The following is a 23,102-nucleotide window of genomic DNA, read 5'->3' as shown; positions in this document are numbered from 1 at the left end:
CTCATAACATCCCCCGCGATGCAACCTTAAGCCCTATTTTGGCAGTCTTTTCTCCTGAATCAGCAGATGTTTCTGCGGCACTCTGTGAAGACGAAATTAGACCCGCCAGCCCAGCCCCTGCATCCCCGCCAAAATGACTGGATAATTTAAAAAGCAATAAAGGGGCGACGTAGTAAAAAAGCACGGCCATGTTGCGCATGGCAGCGACCAAATCACTGTCGCCCATGGGGTCAATGACGCTGCGCTCTAAAATGCCCACGTAATGCCAGATGCATTGCACAAAAATCGCCATGACATACAAGCCGCAGAGTGCGCCTAAAGCACGCGGGCTGTAACCGCTTAAAGCAAGAACAAGCGGGGTAAAGACAATCAGGAAAAACGTGAAGAATGCATGCATGACCGGCAGGGTCTGCAGGGTGGCCTCTCTTTTTAAAGGCGTCGAGGTATACGATTTAACGGATTGCCCTATATTCACAAGACCGCGGGAAAGCGAGGTTCCGATGCTGCTGTTGGTGGTATTCATCAGCGATTCAGCACTTTGTTCCTGCAAATCACGGTTGTCCTGGATTAAGACTTTGGCGATGTAGTCCTGTGGGGTTAAATCAGAATTCCAGGCAGACTGATGCTTTTCCTTGTAATCAAGAACCCGTTTACTGACATCAAGTCTGCCAATGTGTTTGTCGAAATACCCTGCCCGTTCGGATGCCTTCACCAGGTCAGCCTGAATTTTGTCCCACCATTGATTGCAGGTTGGATAGCCATTGGCAGGTTTGTGGCTTTTAATCGATGCATCCTCTTTTGCTGCCGACTCAAAATTGGAATTAGGGTATTGACTGTAGGAGAACCCGGGCACTGGTTCCCTTGCTCTTAATTTGCCGTAATAAAAGGTACGGAAGGTTTTAGAACCCATCCAGTTCAGATCGTCCTCACCACCATGACGCTTCAATATTTTTTTAATCTGTTCCTGTTCCGCCTCACTGCGAGGCTCGTTTAAATAACTGCCACGTGCCTCTAAAAAGCACTGGCGATGAAACTGCAGGGCCTGCTGACGCAGCGCCCCTGGAATGTAGGTTGAAATCAAATCGCCCTGGATTGACTGGAGGCTGTCAGTACATCCTGCAACTTTCATAAGCCCATAGCTAAAACTGGAAAACAGGTTTTGTATAAGTGCAAAGCCAATAGGCATTCTGACCTGATTGCTCAGTATGTTGGCAAAGGCTTCATCATAAGTCGTTCCTGTGTTGTTAATATGCGATTCACTGACCTCAGCGCCTTTTTTCATCGTACACATCGGCTTAAATGACAGGCCTTTTTGTTCTAAAGGAACGCAGGGGTAGACAAATATCGCGCAGATGAAGAAGGTCAGGGTCAGTTCATACAAAAAACTGTTGAGTGCATGCTCTGCGGCATGATGGGTCGAGCCTTCCGGTGCCAGCACGTTTTTTAGATAGCGATACCCCACCATCAAAAACCCAAGATATAAGAACCCCGTCTGCCACAGGGCATCAAACAGCACATCGTATTGTTGCCAGCCGAGGTACGTGGTATACAACGCTAAGGGACTGAACACAATCATGGCGCTACTCCTTCTTGCCGCTGTTTTGATAAACCGCACCGCTTTTAATCAGATTGGATTCATGCGTGCTGCCAGGAACGGCCTTCGCTAACTCATGGCGGCGTATGGCCATAATCAGATTTAAGGTCTGGGTCATCATTTTTTTACGAACGTCACTTTCAAAGGCCAAGGAGTGGATTTCCTTATCGAGTTTAGTAAGCGCTGAATTGACCATGTCATGCGCTGGTTTTAAATTTTGCACTTCCTGTATTTGCATGCCTGCCTGTAAGAGATGGCGTAACATAATCGCTTCTTCCAAGAGGTTTTGAATGGCAATCTCTTCGCCTAATTTGGCGACTGTGATGATTTGCTGCTCGCGTGGCATACGCTGAATGGCGGTAATGATTTCATCGGTAATCATCACATTCGACGCGCTGATTTTACGCAGGTTCTCCTCGGTTAACGGCAACGCGTTGTCAACCAGTTTCCACAGGGTTTTACTGACACTGGCCACGCAGGTGGAACTGCTGGCACGCTTAGGACAACTCTTAAGTAGCGGGGATAGACCAATGCCTGCACGGGCATCGTGTGCGCCCTTCTCTTTTTTATGGCTCACCTGAATATCGCCTAACACGAGAACCGCCCAGTTGGCTGCATCCTCCGGGGCAGGCCAGCGTTGTACGAACCGATTTTTTTTAAGCGTCTCATCGGTAACCGCGGTGGTATCATCAAGGGCGCGTGATGAGCTCAGCAGCACGTTATACCCTGCAATCACGACATCATTAATGACTTTAATCGGAACCTGTTTACTCCCGCCTGCATTGCCTTTGCCTCGATGCAGCCAAGGCAGTCCGTATTCTTCCCCCTTATTGGCAATGTCTTTGGCCGCTTTTGAAATATCAACAGCCTCGCCATTTTTAGCGCGCCTTGCCGCATCCAGCCACCCCTGAGAATCGGAGATGGACAGCATGCCGCTAATCGGAGAATTGCCCTCCTCAAGTGCTCGCTTTGTTTCCTGGCAATCAGCGACTCTTAAGGCAAATTCATTTTGCGCCCCGGCAGAGGCATTTTGTAAAATATTATAAAGACCCGGCATGGCCTGTTGCAGCTTGTACATGGGGAACCCTGCAACCGAGCCTTTTAAATTATCGATGACCCCGGCGGGGATGCCATTGACGGAGTTTTTTAAATCCTGAAAGGTGTTGGTAATAGAGACGACCGGATTGAATAAATTACAGCTTAACCCGCCTCCATGAATAAACCCTTCAATGGTCACGGTCTGGTCGCGATTGAGCGGTGGAACGAACACATCCGAGGAACTCCCTAATTGATAGTAATAGTCGGACTGCTCTGGAAAGAGCGACCCTGCCAAAACCCCGCTGCTGAATAAAACACCAAACGCCGCTGCACGTAATTTCATTGTTTCTTCCTATCGTTTTTGAGGGCTGCCCACAGGCGGCATTCCCCATAAGAGCTTACCTGGCTGCGTGACACAGCCCTTGTATTTGCGCCACACCACAAAGATATAATTGCCATTGCCTTTTGCCTCATCATCGATGCCCTCATCCGCGCTGTCGCCTGGAATGATGTTGCGGTTTTTCGGGTAGACTTCCTGCCAGATAACCTGCTTCTGCTTAGGGTCAAACACCACATTGGCGACCACGCAGTGAGGGCCGCAGGCATTGGTCGTGGGTACTTTTAAGTGCATGCCTTCGTTGGTTACGATATCAGCCGCATGCATGGCCGCCACGACGGAGGCTCTAAAGCGTGAGGGTTGCGTTATGCGCATTAACCGAGGCAGTTCATGACCCCAAAAGTAAGACGCACTGCCAATCTCATGATTGATTAACAACTGCGGATGCGTTGCCATATAAGCGAGCTCGCCAAGTTCCGTCCTCTCATTCACCGCATCCGCAAGGCTTGAGTAATACAGTTTCATGAACGTGGTTTCCGGGCGATGGGTTACCCCTTTGAGTGGATAGACCGCAGAGGGCGAGCCGATGACACTGACCACGCGGGTTCGGTCTTCATTAAGGCGCTGTGAGGCCAGCTGCCCACTGCCATCGCCAAAGCCAAGAGGCAGGTTTAAGGCTGCTTTAAACGCGGACTGCCAGGCGGCTAATGCCGCTTTGTTTTCATAAAGCCCATTCGCCTCAGCCCAGGGATTTTCACCGGGGTGATTGGACACGGTCACGATTAAATCAGGAATAAACTGCGAGACTGCGGGGCCTGGGGTTACTTTCGGTGGAAAATGACCTTCGAGCCACAGGCAGCTGCCGATGATGCGAAAATGGCTGTTTTCCATGCCTTTTTTGAAGACTCTGGCGGCAATCTGAGGGGTGCTGGCAGGCGTTGTCGGTCGGGTGCTTTCAACGCCGAGCGCAGTCATGGAGCAAAAAAGCAGGCCAGAGTAGAGGAGCCACTTAATCATGATGAACCTCGCTATAACGTCGGCCTGCAATCAGGGCTTTATCCACAGACCGCAGACCGTAGGCTACATAGGTACGGTCAATAACGATGGCGGGAAGCGAGGCCAGACCATACAGTCCTGCCTGCGCCTGGCAGCGATAAAAGGCAGTCAGACGCGCATTGTGAACCGAATCGACCTGCCCCACTTTGGCAATCGCCGCACCAGGACGGTTTAACGCCGCAGTCAAGTCGGTGAGTGCATCAAGCACACAGACTTGAGCCTTTACCCCATTAAGCGCCACAGGGTGTGCGCTGGTCGTAAAGACCTCGATGCGCGCAGCACTGGTGTCCGTGCTCAGCAGGCTAATCGTCATAAAAAAAATCCGCTTCAAGACTGCTGCTGTCTTTGTTTTCAAGGCTTTTAGCCACAAGTTCTGCCGCTTTAAGTACGCCATGTTCTTCCTCCAGACGATGTCGGGTTGCTTTTTCTGATTTTTCATTCAGGAGTAGCGCTAACAGGTAACGCGGTGGAATCACGCGAAACAAACCCTGATAGCGTGAGCCTAATAAAACCGCTTCCGAATAGACGCCTTTTTGCGAGTCAATGTCCCGAATCAGGGCTTCCTGTTCCGGGGTTAACTGTTTGAATTTTTTTATATTGGCAAGCTCTTTTTCATCAAGACCCAGCAAAATCCAGGTTTCAATCAGTGAGAGAATCTTCGTGGCTTTTTCTGAACTCATGTCCGCAACGTTCTGGGTAACAGGCACGAGCCATAACCCTAATTTCCTGGCCACTTTTGCGGCCAGAAGACAAGCGGACACAATGACCTCAATCTGAAACTGTAAGTGGGCTTCATCAATGAATAAAAAGGTCGGCCTGTTGTCGTTTTGTGTGGCTTCGGCCATCGCGAGGATGCGCGGCAGCAGGGAGACCATGACCAAAGCCAGTTTGCCTTTATCGTCTTTAATGGCTGAAATATCGATATGAAAAATGTCAAAGTCTCCCAGTGGTTCCGTGGGGACGTTAAAAAAGCGCGATTTACTGCTGTTAATCACATAACTGTTCAGCCGGTCGTGCATCTCCAGAATACGGTCTTTCTTGCGCGGGTTCTCCTCACGTGCCAGTCGCCTGGCAAAGGCGTCCAATACGTGCTCAGTCAGCATCTGCGGCACGTCATTTTTAAAGGACGTCAGGATGGCATCATTTAAAATTTCAATCAGCAGGGTTTCATCACTTAAGGAAAAGAGCGCTTCTTCCTTCTCGTTCGCTTCCGTTATCATGGTGCGCAGGGCTAACAAAAGCTCACCTAAATAGCTGCGTGATTCCTCATCACAATCAAGCTCAACGCTTTGCGCTTTGACATCGAGGCTGCTTTGTAAATCGAGCATCTTCTGCGCCAGTTTTTCGGCCTGCTGTTCCGTTAAATTCTCACTGATTTCAGGTATCGCCTTGTAGGCTTCACAAAAGGGGTTTAGGGGAATTGCCTTGCTCTTTTGGTTGCTGAGTAATAATTGTTTGGTGGCCTTCCCCATCGCTTTGGCGTGAATGAGCATGCGGTCAAAGGAGTTGCCCATCTCAAACAAAACAATGCGCGCATTTTTAGTGGCCATCAGGGAATTAATCATCCAGCCGGTTGCCACCGACTTTCCAGCCCCGGAGTTCGCAAAAAGAGCCATATGCGAGTTTTGACTGATGAAGTCATGGTGCAGAATATCAAATAGAACAGGCTCCCCTAAGCGATTAAAGAAGGTAAGGCAGGGAAGGTGTCTGGCCCCCTGATTGCGCCCATACACGGGGAGCAGGGCGGCAAGCTCTGATGCAAACACTAAGCGGTCGTAACAGAGATGTCTGCGTGCAAAAGAGGGAACAAAACTAAAGGGCAGGCTGTTGAGGTAGCTGTTTAATGGATGTAAATCAAACTGGGAAGGAATAAGCGGCATTCTGGCATCAATGAACAGCGAGTGCAGTTCTTTTTCAATCTGCAAGAGCCTGCTGTCATCCTCGCCCCGGTAATACACCGCCTGATTCACCCAAAAGAGACGGTTGCCACAGGCCAGCTCATCACGGGCAGACTTAATGTCCTGACGCACCTCGGTGGGCTTAAGGCTTGTGCCGATAACCCCCTTTTCGATGCGCATCAGGTGCGCATCAAGTGATTCGTCGCTCTCAAAGACCACCGAGAGCGTATAAATAGAGCCCTCAGGCAAACGGTCGAGAAGCGCATAGCGATGCCTGGGATTGGCCTGCGGTTTTTCACGGGAAATCAGACCAATTTCGGGGGCTTCTTTTAAGCCGTCCACATAGAGTACGCGATGCTTAATACCATCAAAAATAAACCCCTTCTCATCGCTTGCCACAGGGCTAAAGAAGATGTTTTGAGGAAAGCAAAAACTGGCAGGCTTATTCTTTTGGGGATAGGGGAAGCGTTTTAACAGGGCTTCGCTGTCGCCGCCAGTCAGTGCCGGTCTTGGGTTAAACCAGTTGACCCACCAGCTGTAAAAGGCTTTGCCGGTCAGGCGTTTTAACGTCAGTCCCGGCGAGATGAGTTTGGCAGCAATCTGCGCGCATACGTCCTCATGTTCCGTTACTGCCGCCTCCCGCGTTGTTTTAATCTGCTGATAGCGGCGATAAAACAGCACGCGAATTCGCCTTCGTCGACCACGAAAGGCCGCCCCTGTTTTGGGATCTAAAAACAATCCTTCGGGGCGTACCATTTTTTGAAATAAATCCTGAAGTCGATGGAGGTAGTCTTCGGTAAATCCGGATTTTAAAAGCGCAGGCTCAATGGCGTTTTGAATGTGCCTTAGCACCGGCTCTAACGTGAACTCGTCGCAGACATACATCTGCATAACCCAGGGGTCGTCTTTGTGTAAGGGCACCACATTGGCAAACGTGTCGCGGATTTTAGCAAAGACCGCCTGCAGGTGCTCAGGGGAGGTGGCCTCAGCGGGAATGTCGCCTAATTCAAAGCCGCTGCCGACACTCACCCCGTCATTGAGTAAGAACAGGTTTTTTTCATCACAAAAATCAACAAAGCCCAGACGCTCTGCCAGGGAAGGACCCTCTTTGGCATAGCCCTGCTCGATGGTTTTTGTTTTCAGAGGGCTTTCGCTGCCCTCGCCTAACAGCCAGTTGATGGCCTTGTTTACACGGTTCATCCCCTTCTCCTTAATCAGTAGCGTTCACTGGCGAGCGCGAACTGGTTTTGCTTATAGAGAAAAAATTCAGTGGTGTACCCTGGTTTTATCAGCTGTTCATCACCAATGAGCGCCACATGCGGGTAGATGTAAATCGGAACCGCTGGATTATCGAGCGCCTTGAACAGGGCGCTGGTTTCATTCACGGCAGTTCGTGTTTCACCCTGATAGTTGACTGCCATCTGCCCTCGGGCGTTGCGTTTAAAACGGGGCGCAGTCCAGGCAGGCGCGGATGCCTCTACACTCTGGTTGTAAATCTGGCTGACAGTAAGCCCTTCCTCAGGAATGATTCCTGAGGCGACCGACCTTGAACAGGCGCTTAACAGCAACAGGCTACCTGAGACTAAAATCATGCGTATAGTGTTGTAAGTGACCATAATCCAATACCCTCCCTTTGGGTTCTTTATCGAGTTGAATGGTTTGAGTGAAATGAAGTGACATCCGGTTAGGGCGGTAACGGGTCTGATTCCCCATCCGATACGGCAGGCTGGCAGGGACAAACACCATGTCGAAACTGCCTTGAATCCGCTTTTCAAGCCAGTCAGCGGCTTTGGCAGAGCCCTGCGCCAGCGCGCCGCCTGCGGCATAAGGGGCAAAGGAGCCAGTCGGGGCGGCACTGGCCCCGTTGGGGCCTGCAAAATAGGTCATTTGCCATTGTGACAGGGCATTTCCTGCGCCTTCCATGCCCCCCGCTGCCAGCATGGCAGTAAGAACGGCCGGGGCGTTGGTGTAGTAGTTGCCATGAATACACGGATTCCCGTAGGCAGTCGTTAGATAGCCTAAGCTGTCGTTATTGACTAAATCAACCGAACTGGTCATCCGCTCTTGGCCGACCACGACAAAATGACCGTCTTGAAAGGTGAATAAAACGGAGGTGACATACGCCCTGACGCAGGAAATATTATCTAAAAAGGAGCCAACCCCAATGGCGTAGCCACTGACTTTCATCCCTGAAATATCAGGAGGAAGTGCGATGCCATTCGATGCCATTAAATCCCCGCGACTAATCATGGCGCTAAAGGGAAATAAAGGCTGCATCAACTTGCCGTCAATGGGAACTTCACCGATGAGTGCCGATAACAGGGTTGTATTGCCCAGGTCACTTCCTGCGGGAATGGTGTAATAAGGTATGCTGTGCCTGTCAGCTTTCTGACTGGGCATGGTATTTTTAACGGTACGAGTCCGTTTTTTTTGAGCGCGTTTTCGACGTTCATTGAATTTAGTCCAGTAACGCACTTCCTGTTCACTTAAGGGATTTTTCATCAGTTGTGCATCAATATCAGTGACGCCGACTACTGCAGGACGCGTTTCATTTTGAGCAAGCTCTCCTACGGGGTAGCCTGCATCCCTGTTGGCAGACGCGCGTGATTCTTTTAATTGCATCAGCTCCTTTTTCAGCTCGTCGATGGTTTGAGCGGCCTCTGGCGAAAGTTCCTGGCGAACGATTACCCCACCGTCTTCCTTCGAGGCGCTAAGGGCTCTATTCTGCTCGCTTAATGTTTTATTCTGCGCTTCGATGGCGCGCATTTTTTCTTCGGTCTCTACCAGGCGGGCCGAGACATCACGAATGTTGTCATTAAACTGACTGGCGATGGCTTCATTGATGTTGTTGGGATTGCTTAAGCGCTCGGCAGCAGGCTCCCTGCTTTTTCCGGAATTGATTAAGACCAGCGCCACCACACCGACCACAACCCCTGTTAATACCTTAAGGCTTAGGTTCTTTTTCATCGGACAAATTCCTGCAGCTGTGATAATGCCTCGCCAAAGGGTCGGTCAGAGACTACAAACACCGTGGTCGTATCAGCCCCTCCCCGTGCCTCAAGCGTATTGGTTGGGAAAAACGCCGCGGTTTGCCAGTTGCCTGTTAAATGACGTGGCGAGATGACGACTTGTTTTTTAAGCTCGTTTTTTAATTCAATGGCGGTCACATACAAATCCCCACCCCGCCAGGAAATTAAGGGCCTTGCCAAAATAGCGGCGCCATAAACCAGGGTGATGGTTTTATGGGTGCGCATCGCTGTGCGCACCACCCCGGGAGGGGTTACCAGCAGACGCGCTGGCGCATACAGCGACTGAATGGCAAACCGGGTTAATGACACGGGATTTGCATTCGCTGCTGTGCTGCTGTGCTGTACCTCATCCTCCTGCCCTTCTCTTGGCGAATCGTCCTCATCGGGTGCCATTAAGACATCAATGGGGGCTGCATCCGTCGCCTCTTTGTCTGCTGAAAGGCTCAGCACAATGGGCTCGCCCTCAGGCATTAACTGCACCACCAGTCGTTTATTGCCAAAGGGTTTTTTGGCGTGCAGGTAAAGTGCTTCCTGAATTTTCATAAGCCCCACGTCCTTGTCGAGTTCAGAATCCACAATGCGAATGGCCAATGGAAAGCGAATCAGGCGCTCCTGATTCAATGGCAGCGTAATGTGGATGGGTGTTTTATCCCAGAGCACATGCTGTGTGGGCAGCGCGTTGGCAGTCGCTGTGCCGACAAAAAGCATCATAGTGAGAAGCCATCGTTTAACGTGCATCGTCGTCTCCTGCCTTTTCCAGGCTTAACAGGTCTTTGACCAGACGCTCAGGCTTCGTGTAGCCATCAAGCGCCAGCTGAAAGGGATTGAGCAATCGGGACAGGGTCACCTTGACGACCCGCAGGTGGTAATCCACTATTTTATCTGCAATCACCAGGGGGCTTTTGTCGTTTAGGCGCTGGGTAATGCGTAAGACCACATGCACTTCCCAGCTGGTGCTGCTTAATCGCTTCACATCGGCGGGCTCTAAAAAACGATACAGGCTCGCTACCTGCGCCCGATTAAAAAGCTGGGCCTGCTGGTAGGCGGTTAAGGTCTCGGTCATAAGCGCCTGATGGCGAGGGGTGAAATAGTAATGAAAGCTTTGAATGTTCGCTGCAAACTCCTCTTTTCCCATTTGAGACCAGGTATTCAGGGACGGGACTAAGGAGGTAACAAAGCCATGCACGTATTCATCAGGCACCTCCCCTGCTTTCATTAAGCCGCCATTCGCACCCATGCCGGGTGCCAGCCAGAATTCCATCTTCTTAGGCGCCATGCTTAAGGCCGCGATGAGTCCTGCAGCAAGCAGTGCCAGAAGAACAATAAAGACGACCAGCACACGATTAACCTGATTGAGCGCATCAATCCTGTTCCAGTAATTAAACACGACGCACTCCTACTCGTTTGGAGGTATGCCAGAGACCGACATGGGTCAGATAAGGGGATTGCATCAGACCCCATTGCGCAAGTTTCAGTCTTGCTTTTTTCATTAAATACCCCGGTGGTTTCCCGGCCTTTAAGCGGGAAATCGGTTTGGGCATGAGGCTTACCCCGATAATAAAACCGAGTACGAGGCCCAGGCATCCCGATGCACCGGGAAAGCTTAAGAAAAACCCGATGAGGGTGAACAGGGCTGTGGCAGCCCCTGTAGTGAGTAACACAAGACTCATCAGCTCACGTAAAGTAAGCCCCTTGTAGGCAGGGAAATCGTGGGATAAATGACGGCTTGACGGGGTAGTCATGTTGCCTCCTTAGAGCTGGAATTTATTGATGACGGTGTATCCCAGATAGCCCGTTGCAATGCTGATGGTCAGATAGACAATGCCCATCACTGCAAAATTGGCAAAGACTGCCAGCGAGCCGCCTTCATGTTTTTTAGCCTCCTCAATGCCATGGGATACCGTGGCTATAAATTTGGTGAACATCACCACCGAAACGATGAACAGTAAAATCATCAGACCCTGTTTCACCACGCTGGATAAGACGGTCATGGCACTCTTGCTACCCTGAGACATGTCATCGGCTGCGGCCACTTTCGGAAACCAGCCGTCATCAGCCAGGAGCAGTGGTGCGTAGCTTAAATTGACAAGAGCAAGGCTTGCCCTTGCTGCCCAGCGATTGATTGTTTGCGTCATGTCTAACTTCCTTTTGTTGTTAATAAACCGATAAATACGGTGAGCCCGATGAGCAGGCGCACGGTTCTTGAGCCTAAAGCCACCAGGAAGACCTCCGATGCCTTCGCCTCGTTACTCATAAAATGCACAATCGACCAGAGAATGGCTAAAATCACACACATCAACGCCACGAAGCGAATGAGGCCGCTGTAGGTCAGGGCCTGTTGCCCCCCTGCTTCGTTAAATGCTTTGGCAAAATCACCGGCAAGTTGTTCTTTCATGGCTATTTCCCCACAAAATCAAAGGCCAGAGGCTTGACCGTTTTCGGTTCAATCGCAGGCTTGTTGATGTAGTCAATCAAGGCGTTGCGAATGGCCACTAAATCATCGCGAACCCCTGGATGGGTCTTTTTATCGCTGCCTTCAAACGCACTGATATGCAATTGAACGCGTGCATTGGGTGAAATTTCATCTTCCGCCTCGGCCAATAAGGGCAGCGTGGCGTTGATTTGATTAATCACCCGTACCAGGGTTTCATTAAGTGCTGCCTCATTGCTGAAACTCACCGCACTAACGAGCATTAATCCCCATCCAAACACGGTTTTTTTCATCGCATCTCCTATAAATATTTTTTAAATCGACTGGCGGCCACGCTGACAAGGCAGGCGAGCAACACGCTTAAACTCACAAACACGACCGTTGGCGATAAGGCGTGAGGGATGGCAAGCCACAGGCAGAGGAGCCAAAACAAGGCGCGTCGCGCCAAAGGAATCGATTTATGAAAAACATAGGTTGATTCACGCCCAAGGGAGGCGGTGCGAATGGCCCGTTGATTTAATCCATCCACAAGTCCTGCACCAGTGGCCAGTAAAAACAGGGGAATGGCGGCAACCAGTGCCGCACTTTTGGTCATCAGTAAATGGCCGGTAAGCGTTGCTAAAACCCAAATCTGGTGTGCCTTTAAGCAAAAGGCATTGACGGTTTGGGTGAGCGCTGGCGACATGGAAGCCGTCTCCGACCAGAGCCGTGCATCCATTTGCGCCTGAGCACGTTGGGCAAGTCTGCCGGAAGCCTCTTCTGCCCTGGCAAGGACGCGCGCCGATTGAGCCCTGATTCTTAAAGTAATTCGTTGATTCAGCCAGGCTGTCAATGAGGCATCGCCAAATGCACTGACAGCCATCGCCTGCTTTAGGGAAAGGGCTTCAATGGCATCAACGGTTGGCTCAAACCCCGCACGAGCCAAAGACACTATTGCCCAGCCCATTAAACCCAGCCACCCAAGAAAGGCCACACAAACCCAGCTCACCAGCATGCGTTTAACCCAGGACGATTTTTTAATCGGTCTTTGTCTGCTGGCTACTGCCATACAACCCCCGAATCATAGGCAAAGGGGTAATGATGCACAGCCAGCAACGCGGCCAGCTCATCGACATCAACGGGCTGCAAGGGAAGGCCAGCTAATTGCGTCAATTCATGCAGCGCTTCTGAGGTGGCCACATTGGTAACGAAACCCAGCGCCTTTTTCTTTTGCAGAAGCGCTGCATGTGCCTTTAACCAGGCGCGTGAGCCAAGGTCATCCCCCACGACAAAAAGAACATGGCTTAATCGGCTGTTGTTAATGGCATGCCTGCCAACGACGCCAGGCTTTATACGGCTTACTACAGGCAAGGGAAACGCCTGCGGTCTCGGTTTTATCCCGTCCCTTGTCGATTGAATCGGTCCTGCCCCTAAGTATGGCGCGGCATCAATAACAGGTGACTCAAGCGCAATCACTTTCAGCGCATAACAGGTCGCAATGAAAAGCCAGGTAATGAAAAAAAACAGGGTCCGCATATTAAAATACCCCCAAATCAACAACGCTTGAGGCGCCGTTTCGTGCCAACAGCAACAAGGGCGTGGTTTTATTAGGGGTGCTCAGCGCGCCAAAACTTAATTCACCGTGATTGAGGGTAAGACGTCCATCGCTTACCAGCTCGCGCGGAATTTGATGCTGGTTTGCCCACGCCTGAATCGCACTGTCATCCATGCTCATCAGCATGAGATGCAGTCGTGTATTGGCGCTGGCATTCATTGCGTCTATCAGGGTCAAAAGGACTGTTTTTATGGCATCCTCTGGTTTGATGAACAGAAACAAGGTATCGCCTTCGTGAAGGCGTATCGGCTTGTAGGCTGTTGGCGAATAAGGCGATGGGTCAAAGTCACCAACTACCGGCACATGGGCAAACAATTGATTGTAGGCTTTGTAAAAGGCGTTATTCCAGGCGATGTTCTTAGCGACCTTCTGTGCTTCCTGCCGGGCGGCTAAATCGGCAAAATGCGCACGCTCGGCCTCATCGCGCGCATTGATACCCAAAATATCAACAGGACTTAAGTTAAGCCCCTTATAGTAGAGACCACTGCGGCTTTGCATCAGTGCCAGGTAACGCTTTTCCTCCTCCTCGCCAAGCCCCCAGACCAATGCCTCATGGCGCTCGGCCTCCGTCAGTGCCAGGCTGCGGCTGTTCTCTGCTGCCGCAAGTTCATCCTCATTCACCCCAAGTCCTGTTTTTGCGAGCGTCTTATCACGAAGTGCCAGTGCCTGAATCTCCCCGCCGGTAAGACCTGGAATGGTTAACTGCGCAAAACAGGGGCTGCAGAGCAGGCAAAGCATGAGGGCTGGCAATCGGTTAGGCATGGTTTGTCTCGCTTAAATTAATCAGCTCGATGCCATCCATCATCAGCCGTGCATCGAGAGCCTGTACCTGCTTTCTGGCAGGTGACGGTTTAGGCAGAGCCGGTTTCGTCATGGCCACAGCCGTCTTTTTTACAGGCTCCGCCTGATTTCGATGCATTCCCAGTGTCGAAACAACCAGGGCTGCTGCAAGAACGAGATAAATCATGTGCGTCTCCCCTTAGCCAATCTCAGCCTGCGTCAGCAGAACCCGCTCTTTGCGGCTGTTTTCAAGTTCCACACGCTGCCTGCCATAGTCAATGCTTAAAAACCGCCATCCGGCCAGCTGGTCGCCTTTTTCCAGTGGAATGGTTTTAAAATCGTAAGCCACGCTGGCCACAGGGGTTTGCTGAATCGAGTCCACGCTCACTACCTTAAAGGGCAGGCTCGCAGGCTTTAGGTAGCGAGGGGTTTTTGCAGGCCGCAGCTGGCTGACCGCCTCCTGTATCGAACTAAGCTGGCTGCCAAGTGTTGATTCCGTCTTGGTCAGACTTTGGGAAAGCTGATGAGTGAGCGCTTCGGAGTCAGCCGGTTTCAAGGCGTCAACACGCAGGGCAAGCGCATTGATTTGTCGGGCAATGGCACCTAAGTCAACCTCAGAGAAGGGCTTTGCAACGGACTCCTGCAACGAAGTAATCTGAGTCTGCAAGGCATTTAACCGAGCCATGACAAGGGTTGTGCTCGCCTCCTCATAAGTGCCGGCAGCATCCGCCTCACGGGCCACAAGCCCCATGAAAGCGCCTGCGGACATGGTGAGTCCAAGTAGAACAAAGGCCATGGTTTTTCGTTTCGGAAACAGAATACGGTGTTTTAGCGCAGCAAGTGCTTTCATGCCCTGCCTCCTTTTGTTCTGGTTAAAAGCGCGGCATAGCGGGGCTTTAGTTTAAAACTGACTTTGCGATGCAAAGGATCCTGCACCAGGGTGAACACCTGCTGCCCTGCCAGAACTTCCAGCCCATCCTGCACCGTCAGCGGTCCTAAGTTACGGTCTACCTGAGGCAGCGGCTGTTTGAGTACCTCGCGTAAAGCCTGCGGCAACTGTTCTGGTTGGGCCAGAACAAAGCCTGAGTACTGCAGCCAGAATTCCATCGCCTCACCAACCGTATGAACCTGCTGCGGAAAATGGATTTGCTGCACGGTCAGTAACGGATTTATCTGCGAAGCCATCGGCTTGTTATCAACCGTCGCATAGCGGTTAATCTGAGTGACGTTGCCCGCAAGACCTGTGGCAGTGAAAAGAATGGATGCCAAGGCAACAGGCGTCAGTAGTCGTTGTTTTGCGAAATTCACGGTCAAAGCTCCCCTGACAGGCGTTAATGGCCTGATGTTTCAATAAAATTTGTTAAGTTGTGAGGACGCTTAAAAGGCGTCCTTTATCTTAGAAAAGACCGCTTAGGGTTTTCACAAGCCCCTGCTCAAGGACGGGTCTTGCTTCGTTAAAACTTAAATTCACCTTGTTCGCGGTGGAGACCACACGGGTGCGGTAACGCATGAATTGACTGTCTCTGGTGGAGGTTTGAACCGTGCCTGACGATGACCCATTATCCAGAGAGGCATTAAACTGCTCAGACACCTTAACGCCTTTGCCCACCCGCTCGGAAATCTGTACGTCGGTAATCAGGGTGTAATTGACATTTTTAACCAGCGAATCGGCAGCCAGCCCCACAACACCTCCGGCAAGACCGCCGACTAAGACGTTGTGGCCGCTGTCGGTCAAGGCACCGATAGCCGCACCAGTTCCAGCGCCTGCCAGTGCTGAACCAAAACCACCACCTAAGGCCGTCTGGCTTGCCGACTGACTCATTTTGCCAACCTTAAGAATATTGGCCTGCAGAAGATAGTGTGCACGCTCAGGGCTTGCCATCACCTGATAGCCCTGTGCTTTTAAAGCACGGGCTAAGGGTTTCGAGAAATCCAGCTGCTCCTGAGAGGTGTTCTTCACCGCAATGAAAACGCTCTTTTGATTGGGTGCAACAGGGTCTAGAAAAATGGTCTTGCTTAATTTGGTATCGCTACTTAATTTGCCGTGCTCGAGTACCGTCTGGGTGGCAGCACAACTCATTAAAAGGCCGGTGCTCAAGCCTAATAAGGTCAAGCGGGTTGCTGGGGTGAATAAGGTCATTGCAGTAAACTCCCTGTGTAAATAATTAAAGGTGGCCGACATTGGCCGCACGAAATAAGCGCCCTTCCTGTGTGCCGTACAGTTTATGGGGTGGCGTGGCATGAAAAGGCTCGCGCTTATCCGCGTGAATGGCAATCGCCACTTCATTGCCCTCAATCGCCCGTATCTCAATCTCAAGATTGGCTCCTAAACGAATTCTTTCGCCAACTTGACGCGTTACTATCAGCATGACTCCCCTCCTTTTTCGTTAATGATGCAATACCGCTAAAACCATCAATCCCAATCCTGCAAAAACACCATGCAGGCAAAACACTTTCGCGATTAACGGGTCAATAAACCCCTTCCCCGCTTCTTCTTTTTTTCCTTTGACCATCCCTGTCTCCTCAATGAGTCTTTAATGCACTTGCGCCTTCATCTCGCAGCGATACAAAAGCTGGCAGGCCTCCACCACCTTCCCCCAGGCAAGCCATAAATCAGGGTGCTGGGTTTTATCCCAGGCACGCCATAAGGTGCGGCTTGAGAGGCGAAATAATTCCAGTAATTCTTCCGGTGTTTCAGCATCAAAAAGGCACTGGCTCATCAAGCTCTCCTCAGTAGGGATTGAAGGTTGGGAATGGGTTTTGAACGTGTTCTAACAGGCAACAGAGCCTCCTCTGGTACCTCGGCCAACAAAACACCCTCAGCCAGCTGCTGGCAAAGTGCCTCATAGACCGATTTAAAGACTGCAAAACTCTGATGCACAGCTGCCTTATCCATAAAGACGACACCGGTACGGGCTAGCGCATGCTTGACCACCCGATGCGACCAGCGGGTACGCTTTGGCGACAATAAATGAGCCTGCACTTCACGAAAGGCTTCATGCACTGTCGGTATCCCCTCCCCTGTCCGCTTTAAACAAAGGTGGCGAAACTGGGTACAGTTCGGTGGCCAGGTTTCAAAACGGATGTCACGATAGAGCGCATAAAGGCCATGACGAAGGTCGTCACGACTTAAATCGTTAAGCGCCTGATACCACACACCCGAGGCATCACTCTCGCCATGCTCACGGGTAAAGCGCGACTCATAAATGTCAGAGAGTTGCTTCCATAACACAGCGATTAATGCTTTGGGCAAGGTAGCCTTTTTCGAAGAACTGGCCGGTTCGCTCACAGTAGTCAAACTCATCGGCATAGGCTCTGATAACACGCTCTGAAGCAGTGAGTGGGCGGGCTTTGGACGGTTGACGGCGGTCTGCATGAAAATCTCTCCCTGAGGATGATGGTTGTTGATTATTACGCTGTAAGCGCTCTGCACGGCGCATCAAAAAATTTAAATAAACCGGCTGGTAATCCGCAAAAGCAGACCCCCAGGCTTTGTTTTTGGCAATGAAATCAGCAATGACTTCGGGCTTATGGGCATCGTGGTAGCCAAGAGAGAGGGCTTGCTCAATCGTCTCGCTACTTGGTGTGAATGAATCGGTGATTGGTTGCTTTTTAGGCAACGCCTTATTGTTATTATTTATATTATTAATATTAAACTTCTTTACAGGGGTATTGAGTTCTGCTGTTGAGGTCAGATCGGCGATTTTAGCCGCTGTTGAGACAGTGGGTATTTCACTCTTCTCGCAAGAGCTGGCCTGCGTTTCCTCACTCTCACCCTCCCCTGCTTTGACCGTGGCTTCTTTATTCTGGGCGTCAAAATCAGCAAAGAGATCTCGAATAAAAGGAAGCTCAATGACAATGCGTTGCTTCTCCACCGAGAAGATAAATTCCTTTGGCTTAAATTTTTGAATCGTGCGAAAGGCGCCACGGATGGTATCCGCAGTCACCTTCTGGCGCTTTCTGCCTGAAGCAGGAGCCACATAGAGATCACGCTGCATCTGCTCCATCGTAATGTTGGTGATACGCCCCGTCTTAAAATCACAGTGCTTAAACAAACTATGCATCAAAACCCGGCATAAATGGGGCAGCTCAAAGAGGTGATCGTCTAGCTGGCGTAGTGCTTTATTAAAAATGCTTATTTGTTGCAATTTAGTTCACCAACGAAAATCTTCGCTTATTTCTTCCATTGCAAAACAAACATTTCTTGAAAGAAAAATAAGAAGATAGATTTAGAAGCTATAGTCCTCTAACGAAAACCAAGAATGGTTTTAAAATGTTAAAAAACCGTATATGGTTATATTATTGCGTTAAAAAGTCTTAGTCAACCCATTTATGGGTTTTGGAGTGATAAACCTAAATCTATCACCAATTGTCTAAAAAGAGGGATTGACATAGAATGTCGTGTTGAGGCCATTCAAAACATACAAAATGCATAGTGAATATCGAACTAACAGCTCTCCATCAGAAAAGTTAGGAAAAATTCTTAATCAATTGATGAAACAGTATGAAATTGATGGTGTTCAATTGAGTCATTACACAGGGATTCCAACAACCACTATAAATCGGCTTCGTCAAGGCATACCCAATGGAAATCCTACGCTATTAACATTAATTCCAATAGCTCAACATTTTTCAATTACTGTTAGTCAGTTGATTGGGGAAAGCTGCTTGACTCCTGAGCCAGCTATGTCTTCTCTACCATTGATATCTTGGGACGAGGCTATTAACCCATCAAAAGTTAAAAATATTTCACAACTATCAGTCTTATCTGAAAACTCTTACTCTAAAGATGCTTTTGCTTTAATAGTTGAAGGAGACAACTATCAAGATTTCAGTAGAGGAACTTTACTATTAATAGATCCCCAGTTAACTCCACAAGATGGAAATATAGTTCTTATTTCTAGCAAGATGCAAAGAACCCCCATATTGAAAAAATTATTAGTTGAAAATTCCGTGTATTTTTTAAAATCAATGATTTATGAAAAACACATTGAGAAATTTGATGAAAACGATTACATCATTGGAGTCTTAGCGGAATACAAAAGATATTTGCTTAAACGTTAAAATGTATTTTAATTGAGCCAAGTAGTTTTTTGGGGAATAGCCATGAGTTCAACTTGGATATTTCGTTTTGCAGATTAATATCTTCGGCAAAGCTAGTAATTAGATACCCTTTTTTTTCTGGGTTAATTATTTTTAGGAGCTCTAACCCATTTGCTTGCTCGGTTCCTAATTGATAATCCATTATGAATATTTGATTTTCGCTTTTATTATTATGATGCCAATTAAGGAGTTCTTGCTCAGAAAAAAAACTTTTCACCTTAACCGCATATTTTTTTAATTTCTCTTTCCAGAAAGAGTGAATCGAAGTATCATCATCTAATACAATAATTTCACTATCACTGTAGATTAGCAAATATTCTGGAAACCAAGTGGGATTTTGACTAATTGGAAAATCCAAGTACATCTTTGTACCTACATTTATGGTAGAGGAAATGGATATACCTCCACCCATCCGTTCTATAAATTGTTTAGAAGTTGACACCCCTAAACCTTTTCCTAGATGTTTTGTGCTGTAGCCCTTTAGAATTCGCTCTAAATCCTGAGGGTGTATCCCTTTCCCGTTATCAGAAATACAAACGGAAATTATATTGTTCATTTTGGTCATGGAAATTTTAATTTGTCCCCTCTCTTGTTTTAATGCTTCATAAGCATTATTTATAAGATTTGATAATACTCTTTTGATTTCATTTGGATCTGATTCTAACCAAAATGAGCTTGCGTCTTCGTTAATTGACAAATCAAGATCCACAGAGGAATGGCGCCATTCATATCTCTTTTGTGAAACAACCGTCTCAATAATTGATGAAAGTAAGAAATATTTGATGTAAATTTCATTAATTGAATTTGATTGATTATCCACACGATACTTTTCTAACACATTATTAGCAATGTTTCTAATGTTCTTAATTGCCTCATATTGAATTTCAATAATTGGATTAGGTAAATGAGTTTTAGCTTCCGAAATACATAATTCTAAACATGCCAATGGTGACCGAATATCATGACAAAGCCCTGCTATAATATCAACGATAGCTTTATATTTTTCTGCCTCAACTCTCTTTAAATACTCCCGATCAAAGGTTAATTTAATTTCATATAACTCATAAGGAATAGTGTTTATTTTCTCGGAAATATTTTCTACAGAGTTAGGCGGGCAATTGGAAAGGTATTGTTTTAAGATAATAACTGGGTTTAAAAATAGTTTAACAAGCATTTTTTTCAACAAAGAAAATAAAATTAAGAAAAGTACAATTAGGAAAGCAACTATATAAATAATCAAGGGTGATAAACTAAAAGATGTCTTTTTCTTTAAACTAAAAAGCTCTCCTAATTTCCTAGATGGATTTTCCGGGTCAAGCAATGGAGAACAAGTAATTAAGTACTTAACAGGCCATATAGATTCCAATTGATTTGAACTTGGGCAATTTAAGGGGTTGTAGTTTCTTATGTAATTATATAAATCCTTTTGCCCGTAATCTGACATAATGATAGTTTTATCTTGATTTCTAATGATGAATTGTTCATTTTTACTTGAAGACATATATAAAAGCTTTTTTACTTCCGATATATCGGATATCTTCAATGAAGGAGCAATTAATTGCATAAGTATATTATGTATTTTTTGCGAACTTTCATTGAGTTTGTCTTTTTCATAAAATCCATTAAAATATAGTCCAATTAATAATGTAAATATAAAAACAATAATCAGTGAGAAAATAAAAAATCTTGCAATTATATTTGCTAGTTTTCGTTTGTTGTTATTCAACTAATATTTCCAAAATCATATTGATATAAGGGTGACAAACCAATTCTTGGTGCTTTTAAATTTTTTCTTATGAGAGCCTTTGTAAAAGGGTATGTAAAGATTGGTCTAATGACGCAATAATTTGCAATATCATTAATTAATTCTCTGTAAATTAGAGCCATTTTTTTTGGTGAATATGCTTCTTGACTTTTTGTTAATTTTTCAAATAGATTTCTATCATTAATGCCAGTGAAGTTTGCGCCATTATTCTCAAATATAGTTAAGAATTCATACCCATCAAAATAGGTGCTAACCAAAGAGAAGAAAATCACATCGCAATTGTACTCTAAAAATTTTCCACCGAATTTATTTACATTATTTATTGGTTTTTCATATATATTTGGAAAATATTGTTTTACTGGCTCTAAAATACCCTGCTTATATTCATCCTGAATAGATACAGTTAAATATGATATGCACAAAGGGTTCTTGCTTTCACTTGCTACAGATCTTTTGGCATTTTCTTTTAATTTTTTAAGATATTGTCCATTATCACTATAACCTAATGTTCCATTTGGTAATAAATCAGTTGCTTTAGTTATTTCTGATCTATGCAATTTTATAATTTTACTAAAATCTAATTGTGTTAAAAACGCACATCTCTCCTTTTTATTTTTCCATCTTTTACTATTTACGTTTAAACCAATATAAAATTGTTTTGGATGGAAAATTTCTATTGTATCGAAATTTTTTGCGATATTGTAAGTGTCGCCCACAACACTTACAGTGATTATGTCAAATTTATCCAAGTCATTTGAAGAAATTTGATTTTCTTTGATAATATGAAAATTTATTGGCAACCCTTTATCTTTGATAGGAACTATTTTAATTATATTTTTTTCAAATTGAGAAATTTTATATTTGCCACACCCCATCGGAAAGTTCCATAATATTTTATTTTTAGCGGCCTCTGCAATAAAGTCTTTCTTGAAAATTGGATAAATAGATGACGATAAAATTTTTAAGAATTGGGGATTTTCTTTTTTTAAAATAAACACTATTTTATTATCGTTAATTTTACGAATATCTTTAATTAGGGAGAAAAAGCTATTGAAGACTGTTTTGGATTTTTTTATATATTCAAAACTAGCTATCACATCATCAGATGTAATTGGAGTGTTATCGTGGAATTTTGATGTAGGTTTAATCCTTATCATAATTGCTAAAGGGCTAATATACATAATAGATTCCGCGACATCGTATATGAGTTTTGAACTATCTGTTGTGACTAGCTGACAGTTAATTTGATGTGAAATCAACATACTTTGGCTATCTTGAACACCTCCAGGATCGAGAGTTATCTCTGATGAGCGCAAGGTGACATTGAGTTCTCTATTTGATGACTTTGAGAATAGTTGGTGGGAAGCTAAAAAAAAAGGAAAAACTATTAAGAAAATCTTTATTTTCACTTATTGTTCTCTATATGAGCTATGTAGTAATTCTGTTTTTCACCTTGTAAAACGTTGGCATGATGCAAACAATTTTCCCATTCACTTTGAGAAACCTCCCAAGGCTCTCTATTCTTTCCAAAAAAAGGAATTAATTTTCTGCTTTTTATTTTTGAAATAATGGATTCAGCCCATTTCACATCGCCATGTACATCCACAAAGGTATTAAGGGTTTTATCGGTATGAATAATTAGAAATGAGTCCTGATTACAATGATCAATTAAATACAAACTTCCGAATTTATCTAATAAATAATGCTCGCGAATGTTTTTATCATCATAGAAATCAGCAAAATATTTTTGAAATATTCGATCGGAAAATGCATTTTCACCTTCTAATTGAATGGCTAGATTTTTTGTTCTATCAGAAAAATATTCATGGCTAGGAGGGGTAGCCGCAAACCTCAGAAATTTCCGGACAGTTAGTCATTCCAGAACTCTTTAAATCGTATTGCTGCTATTTCCGTATACCGCACTGTGTGCTGAATGTTTTTATGCCCCAAGTAATGCCGAATGCTCCGAGTATCTCGTCCATCATTAGCCAGTTTAAATCCGGTGGAATGCCTAAGCATGTGTGGGTGAATCGGCATGCCAATCTTGGCTAGCTCACCAGCCCTCGCAACAATTTTACGAAATGTATCCGTTGTCATAGGGGATAGGCGTTCACTCATAAAAATATAATCTGTATCTGGGTAATCACGCTGTAATTGGCGGAGCGCCCGCAACTCTGGGCCAAATAATGGATGCTGTGATGCTATGCCATTTTTTAACCGAACAACATAAAGCGGGCCCTGTTTTAAATCAACGTGCGACCAGCGTAGGGAGACCAATTCAGAAACTCGCAAGCCATGCCGAAATGCCATCAAAATCATGGTGGCATCACGCAGGCCATGTCGTCCAGTGCTTTTTGCTGCATGGATAAGTTCATCAATTTCCGCTGGCGTTAGGTGTTCACGTACTCGGCGAGCACTATTTTTAATCTTTTTTGGCAGTTTCATACCTTAATTATAATCAACTTTCCTGAAAATGA

The 23,102-nt window shown here is 46.6% G+C and carries 29 protein-coding genes; 1 reads left to right on the top strand and 28 read right to left on the bottom strand.

Annotation, left to right across the window (positions count from 1 at the left end):
* Position 1: 1 nt before the first annotated feature.
* The 25 genes from Lfee_RS12740 to Lfee_RS12625 form a co-directional block, all read right to left on the bottom strand.
* Positions 2 to 1,576 (bottom strand): conjugal transfer protein TraG N-terminal domain-containing protein, encoded by a 1,575-nt coding sequence (locus tag Lfee_RS12740; RefSeq protein ID WP_058447388.1) that lies wholly within the window; start codon positions 1,574 to 1,576, stop codon positions 2 to 4.
* 4 nt (positions 1,577 to 1,580) lie between these two features.
* Complete coding sequence (locus tag Lfee_RS12735; RefSeq protein ID WP_058447387.1) at positions 1,581 to 2,975, bottom strand: integrating conjugative element protein; 1,395 nt, start codon at positions 2,973 to 2,975, stop codon at positions 1,581 to 1,583.
* 9 nt (positions 2,976 to 2,984) lie between these two features.
* A complete protein-coding gene (locus Lfee_RS12730) occupies positions 2,985 to 3,986 on the bottom strand; it encodes a TIGR03756 family integrating conjugative element protein (protein ID WP_058447386.1) in 1,002 nt (333 codons plus the stop codon).
* Positions 3,979 to 4,338, bottom strand: a complete 360-nt coding sequence (locus Lfee_RS12725) for a DUF1525 domain-containing protein (RefSeq protein WP_058447385.1) — start codon at positions 4,336 to 4,338, stop codon at positions 3,979 to 3,981. The genes Lfee_RS12730 and Lfee_RS12725 overlap by 8 nt, the downstream gene beginning before the upstream one ends.
* Entirely contained in the window at positions 4,328 to 7,123 is a 2,796-nt protein-coding gene (locus Lfee_RS12720; protein WP_058447384.1) for a conjugative transfer ATPase, read from the bottom strand. The genes Lfee_RS12725 and Lfee_RS12720 overlap by 11 nt, the downstream gene beginning before the upstream one ends.
* A gap of 14 nt (positions 7,124 to 7,137) precedes the next feature.
* Positions 7,138 to 7,539: a TIGR03751 family conjugal transfer lipoprotein gene (locus Lfee_RS12715; RefSeq protein ID WP_058447383.1), complete on the bottom strand. Its 402-nt coding sequence runs from the start codon at positions 7,537 to 7,539 to the stop codon at positions 7,138 to 7,140.
* The gene (locus Lfee_RS12710; RefSeq protein WP_058447382.1) at positions 7,496 to 8,890 is read right to left on the bottom strand and encodes a TIGR03752 family integrating conjugative element protein; all 1,395 of its coding nucleotides are present in this window, start codon (positions 8,888 to 8,890) and stop codon (positions 7,496 to 7,498) included. The genes Lfee_RS12715 and Lfee_RS12710 overlap by 44 nt, the downstream gene beginning before the upstream one ends.
* Positions 8,887 to 9,690: a TIGR03749 family integrating conjugative element protein gene (locus Lfee_RS12705; RefSeq protein ID WP_058447381.1), complete on the bottom strand. Its 804-nt coding sequence runs from the start codon at positions 9,688 to 9,690 to the stop codon at positions 8,887 to 8,889. Before Lfee_RS12705 ends, Lfee_RS12710 begins: the two co-directional genes overlap by 4 nt.
* Positions 9,680 to 10,339 (bottom strand): DUF2895 family protein, encoded by a 660-nt coding sequence (locus Lfee_RS12700; protein WP_058447380.1) that lies wholly within the window; start codon positions 10,337 to 10,339, stop codon positions 9,680 to 9,682. The genes Lfee_RS12705 and Lfee_RS12700 overlap by 11 nt, the downstream gene beginning before the upstream one ends.
* Complete coding sequence (locus tag Lfee_RS12695) at positions 10,332 to 10,694, bottom strand: TIGR03750 family conjugal transfer protein (RefSeq protein WP_058447379.1); 363 nt, start codon at positions 10,692 to 10,694, stop codon at positions 10,332 to 10,334. Before Lfee_RS12695 ends, Lfee_RS12700 begins: the two co-directional genes overlap by 8 nt.
* 9 nt (positions 10,695 to 10,703) lie before the next feature.
* A complete protein-coding gene (locus tag Lfee_RS12690) occupies positions 10,704 to 11,087 on the bottom strand; it encodes a hypothetical protein (protein WP_058447378.1) in 384 nt (127 codons plus the stop codon).
* Positions 11,088 to 11,089: 2 nt separating this feature from the next.
* On the bottom strand, positions 11,090 to 11,347 hold the full coding sequence (locus tag Lfee_RS12685; protein ID WP_058447377.1) for a hypothetical protein: 258 nt from the start codon (positions 11,345 to 11,347) through the stop codon (positions 11,090 to 11,092).
* A gap of 2 nt (positions 11,348 to 11,349) precedes the next feature.
* Positions 11,350 to 11,646 carry a hypothetical protein gene (locus Lfee_RS12680; protein WP_370447018.1) on the bottom strand — a complete coding sequence of 99 codons (297 nt, stop codon included), beginning with the start codon at positions 11,644 to 11,646 and terminating at the stop codon, positions 11,350 to 11,352.
* Between the two features lie 38 nt (positions 11,647 to 11,684).
* A complete protein-coding gene (locus tag Lfee_RS12675) occupies positions 11,685 to 12,431 on the bottom strand; it encodes a DUF4400 domain-containing protein (RefSeq protein WP_058447375.1) in 747 nt (248 codons plus the stop codon).
* A complete protein-coding gene (locus Lfee_RS12670) occupies positions 12,422 to 12,898 on the bottom strand; it encodes a PFL_4695 family integrating conjugative element protein (RefSeq protein ID WP_058447374.1) in 477 nt (158 codons plus the stop codon). The genes Lfee_RS12675 and Lfee_RS12670 overlap by 10 nt, the downstream gene beginning before the upstream one ends.
* A 1-nt stretch (position 12,899) precedes the next feature.
* Complete coding sequence (locus Lfee_RS12665; protein ID WP_058447373.1) at positions 12,900 to 13,739, bottom strand: TIGR03759 family integrating conjugative element protein; 840 nt, start codon at positions 13,737 to 13,739, stop codon at positions 12,900 to 12,902.
* Positions 13,732 to 13,944: a hypothetical protein gene (locus Lfee_RS12660; RefSeq protein ID WP_058447372.1), complete on the bottom strand. Its 213-nt coding sequence runs from the start codon at positions 13,942 to 13,944 to the stop codon at positions 13,732 to 13,734. Before Lfee_RS12660 ends, Lfee_RS12665 begins: the two co-directional genes overlap by 8 nt.
* Before the next feature lie 12 nt (positions 13,945 to 13,956).
* Positions 13,957 to 14,607 carry a hypothetical protein gene (locus Lfee_RS12655; RefSeq protein WP_058447371.1) on the bottom strand — a complete coding sequence of 217 codons (651 nt, stop codon included), beginning with the start codon at positions 14,605 to 14,607 and terminating at the stop codon, positions 13,957 to 13,959.
* Positions 14,604 to 15,041: a PFGI-1 class ICE element type IV pilus protein PilL2 gene (pilL2, locus tag Lfee_RS12650; RefSeq protein ID WP_238584948.1), complete on the bottom strand. Its 438-nt coding sequence runs from the start codon at positions 15,039 to 15,041 to the stop codon at positions 14,604 to 14,606. The genes Lfee_RS12655 and pilL2 overlap by 4 nt, the downstream gene beginning before the upstream one ends.
* A 112-nt stretch (positions 15,042 to 15,153) precedes the next feature.
* Positions 15,154 to 15,897 carry a complement resistance protein TraT gene (locus tag Lfee_RS12645; RefSeq protein WP_058447369.1) on the bottom strand — a complete coding sequence of 248 codons (744 nt, stop codon included), beginning with the start codon at positions 15,895 to 15,897 and terminating at the stop codon, positions 15,154 to 15,156.
* A gap of 25 nt (positions 15,898 to 15,922) precedes the next feature.
* Entirely contained in the window at positions 15,923 to 16,126 is a 204-nt protein-coding gene (locus tag Lfee_RS12640) for a carbon storage regulator (RefSeq protein ID WP_058447368.1), read from the bottom strand.
* An 18-nt stretch (positions 16,127 to 16,144) separates the two neighbouring features.
* Entirely contained in the window at positions 16,145 to 16,270 is a 126-nt protein-coding gene (locus tag Lfee_RS17825; RefSeq protein ID WP_256593821.1) for a hypothetical protein, read from the bottom strand.
* A gap of 21 nt (positions 16,271 to 16,291) precedes the next feature.
* Complete coding sequence (locus Lfee_RS12635) at positions 16,292 to 16,477, bottom strand: hypothetical protein (protein ID WP_058447367.1); 186 nt, start codon at positions 16,475 to 16,477, stop codon at positions 16,292 to 16,294.
* The gene (locus tag Lfee_RS12630) at positions 16,477 to 16,989 is read right to left on the bottom strand and encodes a hypothetical protein (RefSeq protein ID WP_058447366.1); all 513 of its coding nucleotides are present in this window, start codon (positions 16,987 to 16,989) and stop codon (positions 16,477 to 16,479) included. The genes Lfee_RS12635 and Lfee_RS12630 overlap by 1 nt, the downstream gene beginning before the upstream one ends.
* Positions 16,967 to 17,905, bottom strand: coding sequence for a hypothetical protein (locus tag Lfee_RS12625; RefSeq protein WP_058447365.1), 939 nt, complete (start codon positions 17,903 to 17,905; stop codon positions 16,967 to 16,969). Before Lfee_RS12625 ends, Lfee_RS12630 begins: the two co-directional genes overlap by 23 nt.
* A 280-nt stretch (positions 17,906 to 18,185) precedes the next feature.
* On the opposite strand from Lfee_RS12625, the gene Lfee_RS12620 reads away from it, so the two are divergent.
* On the top strand, positions 18,186 to 18,821 hold the full coding sequence (locus Lfee_RS12620) for a helix-turn-helix domain-containing protein (protein WP_112854831.1): 636 nt from the start codon (positions 18,186 to 18,188) through the stop codon (positions 18,819 to 18,821).
* Here the strand turns inward: Lfee_RS12620 and Lfee_RS12615 are convergent.
* The 3 genes from Lfee_RS12615 to Lfee_RS12600 all read right to left on the bottom strand — a co-directional run bounded on the left by Lfee_RS12615 (position 18,811) and on the right by Lfee_RS12600 (position 23,070).
* Positions 18,811 to 20,586: a sensor histidine kinase gene (locus Lfee_RS12615; protein ID WP_058447363.1), complete on the bottom strand. Its 1,776-nt coding sequence runs from the start codon at positions 20,584 to 20,586 to the stop codon at positions 18,811 to 18,813. The two genes, Lfee_RS12620 and Lfee_RS12615, sit on opposite strands and share 11 nt — an antisense overlap.
* Positions 20,583 to 22,034: an ABC transporter substrate-binding protein gene (locus Lfee_RS12610; protein WP_058447362.1), complete on the bottom strand. Its 1,452-nt coding sequence runs from the start codon at positions 22,032 to 22,034 to the stop codon at positions 20,583 to 20,585. The genes Lfee_RS12615 and Lfee_RS12610 overlap by 4 nt, the downstream gene beginning before the upstream one ends.
* A 460-nt stretch (positions 22,035 to 22,494) precedes the next feature.
* Entirely contained in the window at positions 22,495 to 23,070 is a 576-nt protein-coding gene (locus Lfee_RS12600) for a tyrosine-type recombinase/integrase (RefSeq protein ID WP_058447360.1), read from the bottom strand.
* Positions 23,071 to 23,102: the final 32 nt, after the last annotated feature.

The organism is Legionella feeleii, assembly GCF_001467625.1.
In the GTDB taxonomy this organism is placed as follows: Bacteria; Pseudomonadota; Gammaproteobacteria; order Legionellales; family Legionellaceae; genus Tatlockia; species Tatlockia feeleii.
This window is presented reverse-complemented; position numbering and strand designations above follow the sequence as displayed.

Excerpts from the sequence above, each read along its gene's own strand:
- Lfee_RS12740 (WP_058447388.1), bottom strand. The coding sequence starts at position 1,576 with ATGATTGTGTTCAGTCCCTTAGCGTTGTATACCACGTACCTCGGCTGG.
- Lfee_RS12735 (WP_058447387.1), bottom strand. The coding sequence starts at position 2,975 with ATGAAATTACGTGCAGCGGCGTTTGGTGTTTTATTCAGCAGCGGGGTT.
- Lfee_RS12730 (WP_058447386.1), bottom strand. The coding sequence starts at position 3,986 with ATGATTAAGTGGCTCCTCTACTCTGGCCTGCTTTTTTGCTCCATGACT.
- Lfee_RS12725 (WP_058447385.1), bottom strand. The coding sequence starts at position 4,338 with ATGACGATTAGCCTGCTGAGCACGGACACCAGTGCTGCGCGCATCGAG.
- Lfee_RS12720 (WP_058447384.1), bottom strand. The coding sequence starts at position 7,123 with ATGAACCGTGTAAACAAGGCCATCAACTGGCTGTTAGGCGAGGGCAGC.
- Lfee_RS12715 (WP_058447383.1), bottom strand. The coding sequence starts at position 7,539 with ATGGTCACTTACAACACTATACGCATGATTTTAGTCTCAGGTAGCCTG.
- Lfee_RS12710 (WP_058447382.1), bottom strand. The coding sequence starts at position 8,890 with ATGAAAAAGAACCTAAGCCTTAAGGTATTAACAGGGGTTGTGGTCGGT.
- Lfee_RS12705 (WP_058447381.1), bottom strand. The coding sequence starts at position 9,690 with ATGCACGTTAAACGATGGCTTCTCACTATGATGCTTTTTGTCGGCACA.
- Lfee_RS12695 (WP_058447379.1), bottom strand. The coding sequence starts at position 10,694 with ATGACTACCCCGTCAAGCCGTCATTTATCCCACGATTTCCCTGCCTAC.
- Lfee_RS12690 (WP_058447378.1), bottom strand. The coding sequence starts at position 11,087 with ATGACGCAAACAATCAATCGCTGGGCAGCAAGGGCAAGCCTTGCTCTT.
- Lfee_RS12685 (WP_058447377.1), bottom strand. The coding sequence starts at position 11,347 with ATGAAAGAACAACTTGCCGGTGATTTTGCCAAAGCATTTAACGAAGCA.
- Lfee_RS12680 (WP_370447018.1), bottom strand. The coding sequence starts at position 11,646 with ATGCTCGTTAGTGCGGTGAGTTTCAGCAATGAGGCAGCACTTAATGAA.
- Lfee_RS12675 (WP_058447375.1), bottom strand. The coding sequence starts at position 12,431 with ATGGCAGTAGCCAGCAGACAAAGACCGATTAAAAAATCGTCCTGGGTT.
- Lfee_RS12670 (WP_058447374.1), bottom strand. The coding sequence starts at position 12,898 with ATGCGGACCCTGTTTTTTTTCATTACCTGGCTTTTCATTGCGACCTGT.
- Lfee_RS12665 (WP_058447373.1), bottom strand. The coding sequence starts at position 13,739 with ATGCCTAACCGATTGCCAGCCCTCATGCTTTGCCTGCTCTGCAGCCCC.
- Lfee_RS12660 (WP_058447372.1), bottom strand. The coding sequence starts at position 13,944 with ATGATTTATCTCGTTCTTGCAGCAGCCCTGGTTGTTTCGACACTGGGA.
- Lfee_RS12655 (WP_058447371.1), bottom strand. The coding sequence starts at position 14,607 with ATGAAAGCACTTGCTGCGCTAAAACACCGTATTCTGTTTCCGAAACGA.
- Lfee_RS12645 (WP_058447369.1), bottom strand. The coding sequence starts at position 15,897 with ATGACCTTATTCACCCCAGCAACCCGCTTGACCTTATTAGGCTTGAGC.
- Lfee_RS12640 (WP_058447368.1), bottom strand. The coding sequence starts at position 16,126 with ATGCTGATAGTAACGCGTCAAGTTGGCGAAAGAATTCGTTTAGGAGCC.
- Lfee_RS17825 (WP_256593821.1), bottom strand. The coding sequence starts at position 16,270 with ATGGTCAAAGGAAAAAAAGAAGAAGCGGGGAAGGGGTTTATTGACCCG.
- Lfee_RS12635 (WP_058447367.1), bottom strand. The coding sequence starts at position 16,477 with ATGAGCCAGTGCCTTTTTGATGCTGAAACACCGGAAGAATTACTGGAA.
- Lfee_RS12620 (WP_112854831.1), top strand. The coding sequence starts at position 18,186 with ATGCATAGTGAATATCGAACTAACAGCTCTCCATCAGAAAAGTTAGGA.
- Lfee_RS12600 (WP_058447360.1), bottom strand. The coding sequence starts at position 23,070 with ATGAAACTGCCAAAAAAGATTAAAAATAGTGCTCGCCGAGTACGTGAA.